The sequence below is a fragment of the Rhizobium sp. A22-96 genome (assembly GCF_053521805.1).
Genome location: NZ_JBNWDQ010000002.1, coordinates 555,040 through 571,693, shown reverse-complemented (window position 1 = coordinate 571,693; position 16,654 = coordinate 555,040). Strand labels below are relative to the sequence as shown.

The following is a 16,654-nucleotide window of genomic DNA, read 5'->3' as shown; positions in this document are numbered from 1 at the left end:
TTTTGCCCCTAAGGGGCGCGATGAAATGACGTGCATCATTTGTGCTCCCAGTCCTGAAAAAGTAATGCCGGCTGTATAAGCGAAACAGAATGGATTGCAAGATCTGTTTTGAGATCGCCCACCCGTGGTTGCTCGCAATCCCCCGATCTGACGACTACTGCCGGAGCTCACCCTCCTTGAATGGCGTAGTGCGCTGCACTATAATAGCGCTATTACTCCAAAGCCTTTTTCTCTGTCGTCAACGGTGATGCCGATGAGTGACAATGATATTGTCCTGAAACCAAAGACCAAGACGAAGCCGAAGGTCGACAGACCGAAGCTTTACAAAATCATTCTCGTCAATGACGATTACACTCCACGTGAATTCGTCATCATGGTGCTGAAGGCTGTCTTCCGCATGAGCGAGGAGAACGGCTATCGCGTCATGATGACGGCGCACAGGCTCGGCACCTCGGTTGTGATGGTTTGCGCGCGGGATATCGCCGAGACAAAGGCCCAGGAGGCGATCGACCTGGCAAAAAGCGCCGATTTCCCGTTGATGTTCACCACGGAGCCGGAAGAGTAGGGGCCTGCAGCCGGTCAGGCGATGGCGGGGCGACGGATCTGGAAGCCGGTCTTGTCCTGCACGAAGCCGCAATTGGCGTAGAAGCGCAGTGTTGCCGGGTCTTTCGAGCCGGTCAGCAGCATGGCCTTGTAGCAGTTTTTGCCCCAGGCTGTTGTGACGGCCTTCTGGATCACCATCCCGGCAAGGCCGCGCTTGCGATAATCCGAATGCGTGACGACATTCTCGAGCAAGGCATAGGAAGCGCCGCCGCGCGTCAGGTTCGGAATGACCACCAGTGTCACGGAGGACACGGCCTTATCGCCGGCAAAGGCCGCGAAGATCGTCATGCCGGAATGAGCCAGGATTTCAGCGAAGCGGCGCTCCGCCAATGGCAGATCCAGCATTGGGTCTTCAGCATTGAGATGCTGATAAAGTGCAAGAAGCGTCGGCAGATCGGCAATCTCTATCGGCCGGATGACGATATCGGCGGCGCTTTCTACGGCTGCTTGCGACATGTCAATTATCCTTCTTGCCGAACATCCTTTTCAGCATCTCCGCCATCGGACCTGTTTCGGGTATTCTCGGCTGATTATGGTTCCGTGCCTGATGGATGTGCGATTTGGCGGTCGCTTTCTTCTCGGGCTTCGGTGCCTCTTCCTCCGCCTTGCCGCCCAAGGCGAGCGCGATCTTGTTCATCAGCTGCGAGTCCTCGCCGCGCACCAGCATGTCGGCATTGTCGGCAAGCGTATCGAACAAGGGGTCGAGCCAGTCCCTGTCCACCTTGGCGAAATCGCCGAGGACGTGATTGTGCACGAGTTCCTTGGCGCCGGGATGACCGATGCCGAGGCGCAGACGCCGATATTCGCGGCCGGAATGGGCGTCGATCGACTTGATGCCGTTGTGGCCGCCATGGCCGCCGCCGGTTTTCAGCCGCGCCTTGGCGGCCGGCAGGTCGAGCTCGTCGTAGATGACCACGAGGTCGGATGGTTCGAGCTTGTAGAAGCGCATGGCCTCACCCACGGACTCGCCCGAGAGGTTCATAAAGGTCTGCGGCTTGATGAGCAGCACTTTCTGGCCGCCGAGTTCGCCCTCGGAAATCTCCGCCTTAAACTTCTTCGTCCATGGCGAAAAGCTATGGCGGCGATGGATCGCATCCACGGCCATGAAGCCGATATTGTGGCGGTTGCCTTGATATTTGGCGCCGGGATTGCCGAGACCCGCGATGAGAAGCATGCGCTTCACCCCCTGGAAAATGCCGATGCCCTTCACGACAGCGAATTGACGGCAAAGTCAAGGCGGGATGTGATCAGTCGCCGAGGCGCAGGCCGTACTTCAGGAAAATCCGCTTTTGCGTGCCGTCGGCGATCAAAGCATCGAGCGCGGCTTGCATCTTGTTTTGTAAGTCGTTGGGGAAATCCTTCTGGCAGGCAATTCCCATGGCCTGCTGGGAGAGGATAGTCACCTTCTGCACGGCATGACCTTCCTTCTTCAGCTTGTCGAAGTAGAATTCCGAGATCGGCATCAGATCGATGCGGTCGCTCATCAGTTTCTTCAATGTCGCCTTGAAGTCGCTGCCGACATCGATGCGCGGAAAATTATCTCTACGCAGGATTGTCTCGGTGTAATCCTCGCGCCACGTGCCGACGAGATATTTCCTGGCCTCGTCGATCGTGGTGGCAGCGACCTTCGAGCCATTATGCTTGATCAGCACATTACGATCGATAAATAATGGCTGCACCCAGGTGAAGAGCTTGTCACGCTCTTCACTATGCGCCGTGGCGAAAACGCAGGTCAGCGGCTCTGTCAATGCCTGGCTGTAGGCTCGGGCCCAAGGCATGACATCGATCGTATAGTCCACGCCGATATCCGCCATCACCTTCTGCACCTGCTCGACAGTCGCGCCGACGGGTGTCTTGCCGTCACGATAGTTGAAGGGCGGGTAGTCTTCCGTGGTGAAGTGGACGGTTTCCGCGTGGGCCGAAGCAAGAAGAGAGAGTGAAAACAGGTTGGCAGCGACTACGAGCAACAGCTTTCTCACCCGGCTCTCCATTGCTACGACGCCTGCGCTATACGGGATTGGTCATTCAGTTCCAGGCAGGACAGCGTGGTCATCAAGATATCCGGATGCTGCGGCCGATAGAAGAGATAGCCTTGGCCATAGTCGATGCCCATGGTGCGCAGGGTCGCGCATTCCTCTTCGGTTTCGACACCCTCGGCAATGACCGTGCAGCTCATCTTGTGCGAAAGCGTCGTGATGCTTTCGACCAGCATGCGGCTCTTGGCGCTGACATCCGACGCCGTGTCGTTGATTGCCCGCACGAAGGACTGATCGATCTTGATGATGTCCACCGGGAAGCGGTTGATGTAGCTTAGTGACGAATATCCCGTACCAAAGTCATCCAAGGCGATGCGGCAGCCATAGCGGCAGATCTCGTTGATGACCATGCGCGTCTCCGGATTGTCATCCATGAGCACGGCTTCGGTGATCTCGACCACGATGCGGCGCGGGGAGATGTCGTAGCGCGAGAGCAGGGCGGCCATGCGCACCGGCAGCTCGGGCTCGAATTGGAGGGGTGAGAAGTTGATGGCGAGGTAGGTATCCTGCATGCCATCGAGCTGCGACAGGCGCGCGAAGTGGGCGAGAGCCTTTTCCATGATGCGGTTGCCGATGCGGATGATGGAGCCGGTTTCCTCCGCGACCTCGATGATGCGGGCCGGTGGCAGGATCCCCTTTTGCGGATGGTGGAGCCGCATCAGGGCTTCGAAGCCGGCGATCGAGCGATCGTCGATATTCACGACCGGCTGCAGATGGGCCTCGAACCAGTCTTCGCTGAGACCGCTTTCGATATGGCTTTCCAGCTCCGCCCGGCGGCGGGAGTCGTCGAGCATGCCGTTGTCGAAGATCTGCGCGCCGTTCTTGCCGTCGCGCTTCTTGGCGTACATGGCGATATCGGATTTCAGCAGCAGTTCGGCTGCATTGGCGGCGTGGCGCGGGTAGATGGCGATACCGACGCTGGCGCTAAGGCGGGCATCGCCATAGAAGGGCGCCTCGAAAACCTCGGCAATGCGGGCAGACATGTCCAACGCTCTTGCTTCCGCATCTTCAGCCAGCAGCAGGATCGCAAATTCGTCGCCGCCCAGGCGAGCGGCAATATCGCCCGGCCTCATGCGCTTCTGCAGGCGCGATACGAGTTCACGCAGCGCCGCATCGCCGGCGGCATGGCCCATATTGTCGTTGATCCACTTGAAGCGGTCGAGGTCGATGAAAAGGCAGGCAAGCTCGCGCCTGCGCAGATCGGCCTCGTTAATCTTGGCGTCCAGCGCGGTCTCGAAGCCCTGGCGGTTCAGCAGGCCGGTCAGATGATCGGTGATCGCCTGACGCAGGTTCCGGTCCTCGGACTGCTTAAGCTCGGTGACATCGGTCATGACCGAAAGCGAGAGGCCGTCCTGGATCGCGGTGGTCTCGAGGATCAGGACATCCATGACCTGCTCGTTCCGGCAAAGGAATTTCACGGTGACGGCAAGCCGGGCAGCACTGTCGGGATTGCTGCGCTTGCGCTCGGAATATTGCGAACGCGATTCCGGCAGGACGAGGCTGGCAAACTCGCGCCCAAGCACTTCTTTTCGATCATAACCCGTGGCGGCGAGCCAATAGTCGCTGACAGCGGCGATGCAATCGTCCTTGTCGAGGGAGAAAAGCATGGCGGGCGTGAGATTATAGGTGTCGGTAGCCCTGCGATGGGCAAGCTTCAGCTCGGTCTCCTCACGTTGCAGCTTGCTTTGCATGTCGTTGAAGCTGCTGGCGAGCCGGCCCATTTCGTCGTTCGATTGCCAGTCGACATGATGGCGCGAACCGAGCCGGCGCGTCGCTTCGACGGCGTGCGTCAGCCGCATCAATGGCTGGATGACGAAAATGCGGTTGCCGATCAGCGCCGCTCCGAAGACCGTCAGTACGGCGAAGATGAAGATGGAGATGAAGACGATCTCTTCATTCTTCAGCCCGTCGAACAGGCCGAGCTGCGGGTAGTAGACGGTGATGGTGCCGAGTTTCTTAGCGCCATCAACGCCATTATAGATGATGGAGCGGGAGACGGACTCCAGATTGCCCTTGTAGGACTTCGGTATGGTCGACTGCGTGACATCGAGCTGGCCGGAGAGATCGCGGACGTTGACCCGGACGATTGCGCCTTCTGCGACCGTCGTTGCGCTGATCTGGGTGACGCTGTCTTCGTCCAGGTCCCAGAGCGGCTTTGCCAGAGCCTGGGCATTGGCGACGAGCAGAACGGTTATATGGTCCTTGATTTCCTTTTCGGCGCGCTCTGACGACAGGAAAAGGAATAGGATGAAGAGCGGCGCTACGAAGACCAGCAGCGCACCGCAGACGATCGCGAAAAACCTGTTTTCGACCGAATGGTTCATCGTTCCGTTAGCTCCCCAGTTATAGGCCAGCGGATACTGGGGCACCGATCCCTACAACTCTTTCGCGTAGATTTTCATGAATCTGTTAAATGTTGCTGAAACTCTGGGGTTAATGGAAATTAGTGAAAGTATAGATTCAAGAAATTATTACTTTTACTTTCTCTAATATTGCGATGCTGGGCATGAAAAAACCCGCCATCCCATGGGGAAGGCGGGTTCTGATGACTGCGATGAAGATGCCGATTAGGCAGAGGCTTCTTCGCCGCCTTCTTCTTCTGCAAGACCGGCTGCCGGGGCAACGATCGTTGCGATCGTGAAGTCGCGGTCGGCGATAACCGGCGTGACATTCTTCGGCAGCTTAACGGCGGAGATGTGGATGCTGTCGCCGCTCTTCAGGCCGCTGAGGTCAACGGTGAAGAATTCCGGGATGGCATCGGCCGGGCAATGGACTTCGACTTCGTGGCGAACGATGTTCAGCACGCCGCCAGCCTTGAGGCCCGGGGACTTCTCGTGGTTTTCGAAGTGAACCGGGATTTCGACGGTGACTTCGGTGTTGCCGGAAACGCGCAGGAAATCGACGTGAACCGTGAAGTCACGGACCGGATCGAGCTGGTAGTCCTTCGGCAGAACCTTGATCTTCTTGCCACCAACGTCGATCGTTGCGATCGTCGTCAGGAAGCCGCCGGCGTGAATGCGCTTCGTCACCTCATTGGTGTTGAGAGCGATAGAAATGGGGGCCTGCTTGTCACCATAGATGACAGCGGGAATCAAACCATTGCGGCGAAGTTCACGGGCGGACCCCTTACCAACCCGTTCGCGCGCCTCGGCCTTTAGCTCGTAGCTTTCGTGGCTCATAGCTATTCCTTTCGAGGTGTTATCTGGAGAGCTCAGCCGGTCGGTCATATGCCGTATCGGTTGAACTGGAGGAAGGGCGTGCCCTGCCTCATCCGCATTGCCTCCAAGGGTGTCTGCGCGGACGCGTGGCGTATAATACAAAGTGGCCGCAGGCGCAAGCACCTCCGGAATGGGAGGGTTTGTGATGACATTGCCACGCTTGCCTTCGTGGCCGCTGGCCATTTCCATCAACGCCTTGACATATACCCTCGGCCTCTTCAACAGTCGAATTCAATCGATCAGGGTCAGAAAGAGAGGTCGGGCATGCGCTCAAGGTCTATCGCCGCCGCGGTTTTTTCCATGGGTCTCGCCGGCGCGTCACAGGCTGCCGACATCAACGAGCAGGGCGCCAACGATCTCCGGGATATCCTGACGCATTCGCTTTCGCGCGATCTTGCGCGCAGCGATTTCGTTACGGTCAAGCCCGCGGGTGACCAGTATGAGATCACCTACGACCTTGCGAAGTTCTTCGACAAGGTCAACTCCAGTGGGTTCTCGGTCACCGGTTTCAAGCCGCTTTCCCTGTTTGCTCAGCCTGTCGATCAAGGCCGCTGGCACCTGACGGGGAACAACAGCCTTGATATTGCTGTACATTCGCCGTCATCGGATATTGCCTATTCGATCGCTTCCAGCTCCTTCGATGGCATTTTCGATCCGACGATCGAGATGATGCGCTCGATGGGCATAAAGAGCGGCAGCGTGAAGTTTTCCAGCGTCGGCAGCGGTGCCAAGAGTGGCCGCAAGATCGACGCCACCATCGACGGCATCTCTTTCGCCCATACGGTTACCGACAGTAGCGAAGCGGGTAAGGTCGATCTGCAGGTGCAGGGCACGCTGCAGCGTTTGAACGAGCAGCTTACCTTGCGGCCACATGGCTCGCCCGTGAGCTTCAGCGCCGATAGTGTCAGTACGCGGGTGACGGCGACGAGCCTGCCGGCAAAGGAGCTGCGCGAACTCTTTCGTTTCTTCGTCCAGCACGTCAAGGCCAAGCAACTTTCGGAAAGCGGCAGCGAAAAATTCGAGCAGCTCGTGCATCGGGCTTTGCCGGCCTTCGGCTCCCTCAGCAAGACGGTGACTTTGAGCAATGCCGTTGTGGCGACGGACAAGGGCAAGGTCGGCGTCAAGCAAGTCGACTATAGCTTCAAGATGGATGGCCTGACCAAGTCCTCCAATGTCAATCTCGAGCTGCGCGCCGAACATTTCACTCCGGATGCGGACCTTATTCCGGCAGCATACGCGCCCTTCTTGCCTGAAACGCTTGATGTGCAACTCGGCGTGCCCAATATCAATTTCTCCGGTCTTATCGATACGGCCCTCGATGCGGTGGCGACGCGGGCGGCACCACTCTCCGGGGAACTGGTCAAGCGCACGATGTTTCCAAGTGGATACGGGACGCTTGAATTTCCGAAGATCAGCGCTACTTCGGGCGTCTACGACCTAGAGGTTTCCGGTACATTGAAGGGCTCGACCAAGGCGCACTCCACCTATTCGCTGCAGGCAACGATTCTTGCGCGCGATTTCGACAAGACCGTCGCGGCCATGCAAGCTGCTGCAAAAACGGAATCGCGTCTTAACAGCGTCTCTTTCAGCCTGATCGCGGCCAAGGGGTTTGCCAAGACCGACCCGGATGGCCGCCTGCGCTGGGACGTAACGATGGATGAGGATCGGACGGTGACTGTTAACGGGCAGGTGATGAAGAAGCCCTGATACGGCATAAGTGCGCGGGATGTCCCGCTGCATTGATAGAGTTTCATTCGAGAGGCGAATCGGCCCTTTCGAATTTTCACATTCTTTTTCCAGGGTATTGGGGGTGAATTATGCGTTTCAAAGCGGTTGCCGTGGCAGCTGTTCTTGCTGCGGGCGTGGCCGGTGCCACGCAGGCGGCGGATGTCAGTGAACAGGGTGCGAAGGATCTGTTTGGCAATCTGACCTATTTTCTGCCTGATGATATCGCCAAGAGCGGTGGAATTTCGGTAAAGCCGGTCAGTTCGCATTACGAGGTCACTTATGATCTGCGGGCATTGTTCGACAAGCTGAATGTCAGCGATTTCGATATCAGCGGCCTCAAGCCGCTGACCATGCTGGCAACGCCGCAGGATAGCGGCCTCTGGAATATCGAAGGTAACAATGCCTTCGATATCACGGCGCGTTCGAAGCCTGGCAGCGCCGCTGACATGGAATTTCGTTATGCCCTGGCTTCATCGAATTTCCAGGGTGTCTTCGACCCGGCGCTTCATTACCTTCGTTCGATGGATATGAAGGGCAACGGTATTACTTTCGCCACGAAGACCAGCGACGAGAATAGCGGCGTTCAGAAAAACGACGCCACGGTCGATAGCGTCGGTTACACTCTTTCATCCGCCGATAGCGGTGAACCGGGCAGGCTCGACGTCAAGATGAGCGGCAGCCTGCAGTCGCTCTACGACAAGATCTCGTCCGACGACACGACGCTCGGCGAAATCAAGGTCGCGGCGATCGACTTCGATGCCGGTGCGACCAAGCTGCCGTTGAAGGCGGTGAATTCCCTGCTGCACTTCGTTTCCGAGCATAAGGACCAGAAGACCCTTTCCGATCCGGACAGCCTGGCGCTCAAGGCGTTGCTGATGAATGCCATGCCGATTGCCGGCTCCTTCGAGGAGTCTATTTCCGCCAAGGACATTTCCGTGACGTCGCCATTTGGCGATGGCGGCCTTCAGAAGCTGGGTTACTTCTTCAAGATCGCCGGGCCGGCCAATGCGATGAGCGCCGATTTCGGCTTGAATGCCGAAAAGCTCACCCTGGCTACCGGTCTCGTACCTGAAGACTATATTGCTTTCATTCCGGATGCCGCGGATTTCCAGATACAGGTGCCGAACCTGAACTTTTCCGCCCTTATGGAGATCCTGCAGCAGACCGACTTCAACAAGCCGGAAAGCGATGCGGCCCTGGACGAGAAATTGCAGCAGGCCATGTTCCCGGATGGCACTGTGTCGATCAACTTTCCGAAGATCAGCGCCGTCTCAGGTCTTTATGATGTTGAGGCTACCGGCAGCATGCGTGGCTGGCTGAACGAGAAGGACCGCGTCTCGATGAAGATGACGGTACTTGTCCGCGATCTCGACAAGACGATTGCCGCCGTGCAGGAGTCAGCAAAGACGAAGCCCGATCTTTCCCAGCTCTCCTTCGGCCTGATGATGGCTAAGGGCTTCGCCAAAACGGATACGGATGGGCGTTCGCGCTGGGACATCGAGATCTCCGATGCCGGCGGCGTGACGGTCAACGGTCAGGTCATGAAGTAAATCAATCAGAAATCAGAATGCGATCATGTTTGTCCTGAGGCCGTTGAGCCAGCGCTCGATCTCTCTCCTTTGGGCCGGTCAGGTACTGGCGGCCACGGGTTCCGAATTCTACATGGTCGCAGTCGTCTGGATCGCGGCAGACTTTATCGGCAGGGATGCCGGATATGTGTCGGCACTGCAGTCCGGTACGCTCTTGTTCGGCAGTCTCTTTGCCGGCATCGTCACAGATCGGTGGCGTCACAGCACGACGATGATCATGGCTGACCTGCTGCGCGCCATTCTGTTGCTGATGCTGTCGTTTGCCGGTCTTCTGCATTTGATGAGCTTGCCGCTGCTGATGGTGCTTGCGGCATGCATCGCGTTGCTGACATCGACATTCGATCCATCATTGCAGGCGACGCTGCCGACGATTGCCGTGGACCCGGACGTTCGTCACGCAACCAACGGCCTGTTCGACGCGACGCGACGCATGGCACGCATCCTCGGCCCGAGCCTGATTGCCATCGTCAACGGCTTCCTGCCGAAATCGCAATTCTTTGCGGTGACGGCGGCCACCTTCCTGCTGTCGGCGCTCGCCGTCTGGCTGGCCGTGGCAAGGCTTCCCGCTGCGCCGCGGCGGCGTGATTTCTCCGGAATGGCTGCCGTTGTGGACGGCGTTCTCGGTGGATGGCGGGTGGCGCGGGGCCACGCGGCCATCCTCTATGGCTTGTTCACCAACCTGATGGGAAACATCGCCTGGGCAATGGGAATCCTGCTCGGGATGATCCTGCATCTGCGCGAAACCAGCGCCGATCCCCTGACGGATTACAGCCTGATGATGACCGCCTACGGCGTTGGCAATGTTGCGACCAATCTTATTCTCAGCAACATCAAACCGCGCCGGCCAGTTGTCTGGATTATCGCTGCCAAGCTCATTTTCGGTTCTGGGGTTTTCCTGCTGCCGCTGATGCACGACCGGATCTGGTTGATGGCCGTCGCGTGCTTTGCTGCGATCAACGGACCTTTCGAGAACCTCGCCATGCTGCATCTGATGCAGACGCGCAGCGAACCGCATCGTCTCGGGCAGGTTTATCGTCTAATGATGTGCGCGATCTTTACAGGACTTTTCCTGGCTTACCTGATGTCGCCGAGCCTGTTTGCCTGGTTCGGCATCGGTCCTTCGATCATGGGGGCAGGGGCTGCTGTCGTGATCTCCGGTCTCATCGGCATTGGCCTGCTGGCCTGGAGACAGACGCATCCGTCCAGGGCAAGGGTCGTCTGACGAGAGGTGAGCGATCTCAGTCGAAGAGGCTCGAGACCGAAGCTTCCTGGCTGGTACGGTTGATGGCTTCGCCGATGAGGCTGGCCGTGCTGATGACGCGGATATTGGGGGCCGATTGCACCGCCGTCGTCGGCTGAATGGAATCGGTGATCACCAGTTCCTTCAGCTTGGAATTTGCAACACGCGTCACGGCGCCGCCGGAGAGTACGCCGTGGGTGATATAGGCGGTGACGCTTGCCGCGCCCTTTGCGAGCAGGGCGTCGGCCGCGTTGCAGAGGGTGCCGCCGGAATCCACGATGTCGTCGATCAGCAGGCAGTCTTTTCCTTCGACGTCACCAATAATGTTCATCACTTCGGATTCGCCCGGGCGGTCGCGGCGCTTGTCCACGATCGCCAACAGACAGTCGAGGCGTTTGGCAAGAGCGCGGGCGCGTACGACACCGCCTACGTCGGGCGAAACGACCATGACGTTGCTGATATCGTAATTGGCCTTGATGTCACGGGTCAGGATCGGCAGCGCGTAGAGATTGTCCGTGGGGATATCGAAGAAGCCCTGGATCTGGCCCGCATGCAGGTCAAGCGTGAGAACGCGGTCGGCGCCAGCCTCGGTGATGAGATTGGCCACCAGCTTGGCCGAGATCGGCGTGCGCCCGGAAGCGCGGCGATCCTGGCGGGCATAACCGAAATAGGGGATGACCGCCGTGATGCGGCGCGCCGAGGAGCGGCGCATCGCATCGATCATGATCAACAGTTCCATCAGATGATCGTTGGTCGGAAACGATGTCGGCTGGACCAAGAACACATCTTCGCCGCGGACGTTCTCCTGGATTTCAACGAAGATTTCCTGGTCCGCAAAACGCCTGACACTGGCCTTGCCTAAGGGAACGTTGAGATAATTGCAGATCGCTTCGGCAAGATGCCTGTTCGAATTCCCTGCGAAAACCTTCATCTTGGCCCGCCTGTTACCAACCTGATAGCCGCGCTTTTAACCGCCTTGCTCTCGAATGCAAGGGGGAAGGGTGCGATACCTTTCATATTTGTGAAAAGCTTGTGGCTATCCACCGCTGGAATTGCGCCAGGAATTGAATTCCGACATGGTTTTGGTGGCGATTTTCTGCATGACGGCGGGCGGAACGGCCGTCCAGGGATCGCCGCGCTTCAGTGGTGCGCTTTCTGCTCCCTGGATCCGGTGCACGCGATTGCCGGCATTATCAAGCACATCCCAGACATAGGTCACCGAGATCTGCGGTCCGTCCTCGAAGGCCGAGAGGTAACCCTTGAGGATATAACTGGCGCTGGCATCGCTGGAACTCTTGATTGTCAGGCCAAGCGAGCGGGCATCGGCGCCAAGTTGACGCGATAGCGGTGTAACGGCTTGGACGGGGGCGCCGATGATCGGCAGAAAGCGGATGCTGTTGCCGCCAGTTGCCGCTGCGGCCGGCGGCAGCGATGCCTGCTGTTGGTCGGGTTGCTGCTGCTGATCGTCGGCGGCTTGCTGCTGTTGTGGTTGCGGATCGTCCGAAAGCCGGCGGTCAGCCTCGCGCTGCTCGTCGGATTGCGATGTCTGTGGATCGGTCGGGGCGATGGAAGCGGTGCGGCCGTCGTCAAGCGGGCGCGAAGCATAGGGATTGGTGCCGTTCGACTTCAGCGCAGATGCCTGATCGTCCAGCGACCCGCCGCCGCCATAGCTTTGCGACTGATATGCCTGCTGGGAGGTCTGCTGCTGATAGCCGTAGCTGTCCTGTGTTCCCGGATAAGTCTGCCGGCGTTGCGGCGCGGTGGCCATCCGCTCGACATCCCGTTGAGTGACCGGGCTGGAGCTGACATCGCCGATCGCCTCGGGTGGCGTCAAGGCGTCCGTCGTGTTGCAGGCGGAGAGCGCGAGGCAAAAGCCGGCGACAATCAAGGTTGTCCTGACCAGTCCCATTTGCGCGATCCCTTCTCTTGACGGTCTCTCCGTTCAGGATCGCTATTTTACGCCACTAACGGTTAAGAAATTCGAGCGGGTGGCGGGAAAGCGCCTTGGGGCCTTGCGAGGTCGTCAGATAGGTTTGCCCGAGGGTCATGGCGGTGCCGCTGTCGGAGTCCATGATGATCATATGGACGAAGAGCGACATGTTCTCTTCGATCTCCTGCGGATTGCCCATGTGGAACATTTCGTGCTCCATCCATGAGGGTGAGAAGCGTGCGCCGAGCGAATAGCCGCAGGCGTTCAGCCGGTGTCGGGCAAGGCCGCGTTCATCCATGATTTTCGCATGCATATCGAAAACATCGCCGAAGGTGTGGCCAGGTTTCAGGATCGTTTCGATAGCCTGCAGCGTTTCCAGGCAAGCGCTGTAAAGTTCGCGGTGGCGATGGCTGGCGGTGCCGATGACGACCGTTCGCATCATCGCGGCATGGTAATGAGCGTCGACGCCGGCCCATTCGAGCGTCAGCTGATCTTCGGCGTCGAGTTTGCGCCGGCCGGATTTGTATCGGCAGAGCAAAGCCTCCGCGCCGGAGCCGATGATGAATTCGTTGGCGGGATAGTCGCCGCCGCCGGAGAAGACCGCGCCCTGCATGGCAGCCAAAATATCTGCCTCATCCGCGCCCGGTTTGATCAGGGACAGCGCGGCATCGAGCGCATCGTCAGCAAGAGCGGCTGCGCGCTCGATATGGGCGATCTCCGCCGTGCTCTTGGTCAGGCGCAAGCGGCTGACAAGATAGGAGGCGTCGACGATCTGGCCGAAGCTGGCGAGCTGATGGTCGAGCAGGCGGGCGATGCGGCCTGTCATGCCATGGGTGTCGTATTCCACGCCGATGCGGGTGCCGAGAAGATCCAGGTCGGCAAGCAATTCCTTGAGGTCGAGTGTCGGATCGGCATTGAGGCGATCGACCCAGATGTGAATGTCGGTAATGACCGAAGTGAGCTGAGCCTGACGCAGGTCGGCGGAGCGCGTCAAAAGCGTCATCGATCCATCGGCCTTGACCACCAGCGTCTGGAAGAAGCAATAGCCGAAGGTGTCATAGCCGGTTAGCCAGTACATGCTCTCCTGCGCGAACAGCAGCATGGCATCGAGCTTCTCCTCCTGCATCCTGGCTAGCAACCGAGCCAGGCGCGCGTCGAATTCGCTGCGTTCGAAATGCAGGGCCATATTAGCTTGCCTCCCCGATGGCGATGGCTGAGATCTGCCGGCCGTAGTCCGGCTCCTTCGCATGCGTCGTGCGGCGATAGGAGAAGAAGCGGTCGGGGTCCGGATAGGTGCAGAGGTCAAGGCTCTCTGCCGTGACGCCGGCCTTGCGCAGGCGATCGACGGTAAGCGCCGGCAGATTGAACATTGCGTGACCCGCCCGTTCCGAAGGCGCAAAATATCGGGCGTAGTCGGGGTCATGAGCCAGAAAGCGGTCGATGAATTCCGGTCCGACTTCATAGCTTGCCTGACTGATGGAGGGGCCGAGGCAGGCAACAATCGCCTCGCGCCGCGCGCCGAGGGCCACCATGGCGTCGATGGTGTTTTCAAGTACGCCGGTCAGTGCGCCCTTCCAGCCGGCATGGGCGGCGCCGATGACCCGATTGTCCGGATCGGCGAAAAGGATGGGGCCGCAATCGGCGGCAAGAACGCCGAGCGCGATCCCTGGTGTAGCGGTCACCATCGCATCGGCCTCGGGGCGATTGCCGTTATAGTGCTCATCGACCATGACGACATCGGGGGAGTGGACCTGATGTACGGTGGCAAGCCGCTCCAACGGCAGGCCGAACCAATCGGCGACGCGCCGGCGGTTTTCCAGCACGTGCTCGCGATTGTCATGCGAGCCGAGCCCAACATTCAATCCCCGATAGAGGCCTTCGGAGACGCCGCCGGCGCGGGTGAAATAACCGTGGCGAATGCCGGTAGCTTCTGCGGCGCTCAGCAGCGTGCTTGCAATGGGTTTCGGCAACTGGAGCGTCCCTTGATGTCTGGTTTGGCTTGTCGTGCGATGGATAACGCAGCCGCGGCGAAGCAGTTCGATTTGGCGGCGATGTTGGCCCAGCCCGGCGCGGGCTGTCAATCCGCAGTATGGAGGGTCAGTCAGGCGACGGGACGAAAGGGCAGGAGGTCGATCGCCGGGTTTGAGACGGCCAGCACCTTGAAGAGCTCTCCCATCTTGCCTTCGCCCGCACCCGCAAGCCGTTCCACAGCGGCGCGAATATTCTCCTGCGTTGCCGCATCCTGATCACGGCCGAGCGCTGCCGCTCGTTCCAGCAATCCTAACCCGACCAGGAAATCTCCCTGGTGACAACATCCGTTGATATGCGTGCCGGATGCCAGCGCCGTTTGCGCCAGATGTTGGAAATCCACATGGCTGGTGAGGTCCGCTTCGCCCGGATGCTCCAGTGGCGGGTCATATTCATGCATGCGTACCGCCTGCAGCGTGTCTCCAAAGCCCGTCGTCATATGACCGTAGTCGATGGCGAGCGCCGTACCGCCTTGGGCTTTCAGCCTATCGCAGATCGTCGTCATGACAGCCTGGCGGGCAGGTGCGGTTTCGAAAATGGTGCCGATCGGCGGCGGGCCGCCTTCGGGCAGAAGAGCAGGATCGAGAGTTGCGACGCCGGCGGTGAAACTCAATTCGTCATCGATGTCGAGCCCGACCGCGCGCTCGCGAAAGCCATTGGCGGTGCGCACGAATTGGCGGATCGGGATGGCGTCGAAGAGCTCGTTGGCGGCGAGCAGGGTAAAACCATCCGGCACGTCGCCGAAATCCGTATGCCAGGAGACCTTCACGCCATGTGCGGCGAGGGTTTCCCGCTGAAATTCCTGCAGCCGCATGCTGGTTTCCACCAGATGCACGCTCATGGCATCATAGAGTGGCGGTGCCAGCTTGCCGATGACGCGCAGCATGTCCGACATCATCGTGCCGCGACCAGGCCCGATCTCGACCAGACGCACATCGGATGGCGCTCCGTGGCGCTGCCATGCATGCACCATGAAGACGCCGATCATCTCGCCGAAGAGCTGGCTGATTTCGGGAGCGGTGACGAAGTCGCCGGACTGGCCGAAGGGCTCACGCGTTTTGTAATAGCCATGCACGGGATCGGCGAGACATAGCGAAAAATAGTCCGTAATGCTCAGTGGCCCGTTGGTGCGGATGATGGCTTTGATTTTTTCACCGAGCGCCGTCGTCATTCGTTGCTTTCGCTAGTGCACGGCCTTGGGAAGCTTGGGGGCTTTCGAAGCATCATGCGATATCAATCTTCGTCTCAAGCCGTCTGTCCGGTTACTGCCTGACGACGGGCGCGGATCACGGCCCAAAGGCCGATAGCGACCATAGGCAGCGACAGCACCATTCCCATCGTTAGCCAGTTCGTGCCGAGGAGATAGCCGAGCTGCTCGTCAGGTTGACGGAAGAATTCGACAAAAATACGCGAGAAGGCATAGCCAATCACAAAAATGCCACTGACCGTGCCGGGCTTCTTGAGCGCGAAGGCCCAGCGCGTGAGAATGAAGAGAACGAGGAAGAGGATGATGCCTTCGATACCGGCCTCGTAAAGCTGGCTTGGATGGCGCGGATCGGGGCCTGCGGGGCAGACGCCATTATGGGCCGCGATCACATGCGGGCTGCAGAATACCATCGCCCAGGGCACATCCGAGACCCGGCCCCAAAGCTCGCCGTTGATGAAATTGGCGATGCGACCGAAAAAGAGCCCGATCGGCGCGACGGCGGCAACGATATCGAACAGGCTCCAGGCCGGGATATTATTGCGTCTTGCGAACAGGAACATGGCGATGGTCGTGCCGATCAAGCCGCCGTGGAAGGACATGCCGCCGTTCCACACCTCGATGGCGCGGATCGGATTGGCAAGGACCGGATCGAGATCATAGAACAGGATGTAGCCGATACGGCCGCCGAGGACGATGCCGAACGCCACCCAGAGGATGAAGTCATCCAGATGCTGGCGGGTCATCGGAGCGCTGTCGTTCAGCCAAAGCTTGCCGTTGTCGACCAATCGACGCGCATAGAACCAGCCAAGCAGGATGCCCGCCACGTAGGCAAGCCCGTACCAGTGGATCGAGAGCGGCCCTAGTGAAACGGCAATCGGATCGATATCCGGAAATGGCAGGATGGCGGCGAGATTGGCGGATGTCAGCAAGATCGTCAGGCCCGTTGCAGCGTGATTCCCAAAAGCACTGCGCCTTTTCGGGACAGGAATATTTTAAGTCCAAATGTGCGCGGAACATGGCGCTCGCTGTCGAAACGGTCAAGTCGATTATTGATATGCCCGTTATCGTGGGTCCG

15 protein-coding genes are annotated in these 16,654 nt (G+C 59.0%); 4 read left to right on the top strand and 11 right to left on the bottom strand.

Annotated elements, in window-relative coordinates; translation table 11 throughout:
* The first annotated feature begins 253 nt into the window (after nt 1-253).
* Entirely contained in the window at nt 254-565 is a 312-nt protein-coding gene (gene clpS / locus ACQZ6F_RS09250; protein ID WP_077469327.1) for an ATP-dependent Clp protease adapter ClpS, read from the top strand.
* A 14-nt stretch (nt 566-579) separates the two neighbouring features.
* On the opposite strand, the gene ACQZ6F_RS09245 is transcribed toward clpS, so the two are convergent.
* From ACQZ6F_RS09245 to ACQZ6F_RS09225, 5 genes are all read right to left on the bottom strand, one after another.
* Nucleotides 580-1,059 carry a GNAT family N-acetyltransferase gene (locus ACQZ6F_RS09245; protein ID WP_449092021.1) on the bottom strand — a complete coding sequence of 160 codons (480 nt, stop codon included), beginning with the start codon at nt 1,057-1,059 and terminating at the stop codon, nt 580-582.
* Between the two features lies 1 nt (nt 1,060).
* On the bottom strand, nt 1,061-1,777 hold the full coding sequence (gene pth / locus ACQZ6F_RS09240; RefSeq protein WP_068388641.1) for an aminoacyl-tRNA hydrolase: 717 nt from the start codon (nt 1,775-1,777) through the stop codon (nt 1,061-1,063).
* A gap of 73 nt (nt 1,778-1,850) precedes the next feature.
* Nucleotides 1,851-2,582, bottom strand: a complete 732-nt coding sequence (locus ACQZ6F_RS09235) for a substrate-binding periplasmic protein (protein ID WP_449092022.1) — start codon at nt 2,580-2,582, stop codon at nt 1,851-1,853.
* A gap of 14 nt (nt 2,583-2,596) precedes the next feature.
* Nucleotides 2,597-4,963 (bottom strand): EAL domain-containing protein, encoded by a 2,367-nt coding sequence (locus ACQZ6F_RS09230; protein WP_449092023.1) that lies wholly within the window; start codon nt 4,961-4,963, stop codon nt 2,597-2,599.
* Nucleotides 4,964-5,206: 243 nt separating this feature from the next.
* On the bottom strand, nt 5,207-5,818 hold the full coding sequence (locus ACQZ6F_RS09225; protein WP_077469323.1) for a 50S ribosomal protein L25/general stress protein Ctc: 612 nt from the start codon (nt 5,816-5,818) through the stop codon (nt 5,207-5,209).
* A gap of 303 nt (nt 5,819-6,121) precedes the next feature.
* On the opposite strand from ACQZ6F_RS09225, the gene ACQZ6F_RS09220 reads away from it, so the two are divergent.
* From ACQZ6F_RS09220 to ACQZ6F_RS09210, 3 genes are all read left to right on the top strand, one after another.
* Nucleotides 6,122-7,564 carry a hypothetical protein gene (locus ACQZ6F_RS09220; RefSeq protein WP_449092024.1) on the top strand — a complete coding sequence of 481 codons (1,443 nt, stop codon included), beginning with the start codon at nt 6,122-6,124 and terminating at the stop codon, nt 7,562-7,564.
* 110 nt (nt 7,565-7,674) lie between these two features.
* Nucleotides 7,675-9,135, top strand: coding sequence for a hypothetical protein (locus tag ACQZ6F_RS09215; RefSeq protein WP_449092025.1), 1,461 nt, complete (start codon nt 7,675-7,677; stop codon nt 9,133-9,135).
* Nucleotides 9,136-9,160: 25 nt separating this feature from the next.
* On the top strand, nt 9,161-10,396 hold the full coding sequence (locus ACQZ6F_RS09210; RefSeq protein WP_449092026.1) for an MFS transporter: 1,236 nt from the start codon (nt 9,161-9,163) through the stop codon (nt 10,394-10,396).
* Between the two features lie 16 nt (nt 10,397-10,412).
* Here ACQZ6F_RS09210 and ACQZ6F_RS09205 read toward each other — a convergent pair whose 3' ends face one another.
* The 6 genes from ACQZ6F_RS09205 to lgt all read right to left on the bottom strand — a co-directional run bounded on the left by ACQZ6F_RS09205 (nt 10,413) and on the right by lgt (nt 16,508).
* Nucleotides 10,413-11,345, bottom strand: coding sequence for a ribose-phosphate pyrophosphokinase (locus ACQZ6F_RS09205; protein ID WP_068388287.1), 933 nt, complete (start codon nt 11,343-11,345; stop codon nt 10,413-10,415).
* Between the two features lie 105 nt (nt 11,346-11,450).
* Nucleotides 11,451-12,323, bottom strand: a complete 873-nt coding sequence (locus tag ACQZ6F_RS09200; protein WP_449092027.1) for a hypothetical protein — start codon at nt 12,321-12,323, stop codon at nt 11,451-11,453.
* Nucleotides 12,324-12,378: 55 nt separating this feature from the next.
* Nucleotides 12,379-13,530: a M24 family metallopeptidase gene (locus ACQZ6F_RS09195; RefSeq protein WP_449092028.1), complete on the bottom strand. Its 1,152-nt coding sequence runs from the start codon at nt 13,528-13,530 to the stop codon at nt 12,379-12,381.
* Between the two features lies 1 nt (nt 13,531).
* Nucleotides 13,532-14,314 carry a peptidoglycan editing factor PgeF gene (gene pgeF, locus ACQZ6F_RS09190; RefSeq protein ID WP_449092029.1) on the bottom strand — a complete coding sequence of 261 codons (783 nt, stop codon included), beginning with the start codon at nt 14,312-14,314 and terminating at the stop codon, nt 13,532-13,534.
* 131 nt (nt 14,315-14,445) lie between these two features.
* The gene (locus ACQZ6F_RS09185; RefSeq protein WP_449092030.1) at nt 14,446-15,543 is read right to left on the bottom strand and encodes a class I SAM-dependent methyltransferase; all 1,098 of its coding nucleotides are present in this window, start codon (nt 15,541-15,543) and stop codon (nt 14,446-14,448) included.
* A 74-nt stretch (nt 15,544-15,617) separates the two neighbouring features.
* The gene (gene lgt, locus ACQZ6F_RS09180; RefSeq protein WP_449092031.1) at nt 15,618-16,508 is read right to left on the bottom strand and encodes a prolipoprotein diacylglyceryl transferase; all 891 of its coding nucleotides are present in this window, start codon (nt 16,506-16,508) and stop codon (nt 15,618-15,620) included.
* Between the last annotated feature and the right edge of the window lie 146 nt (nt 16,509-16,654).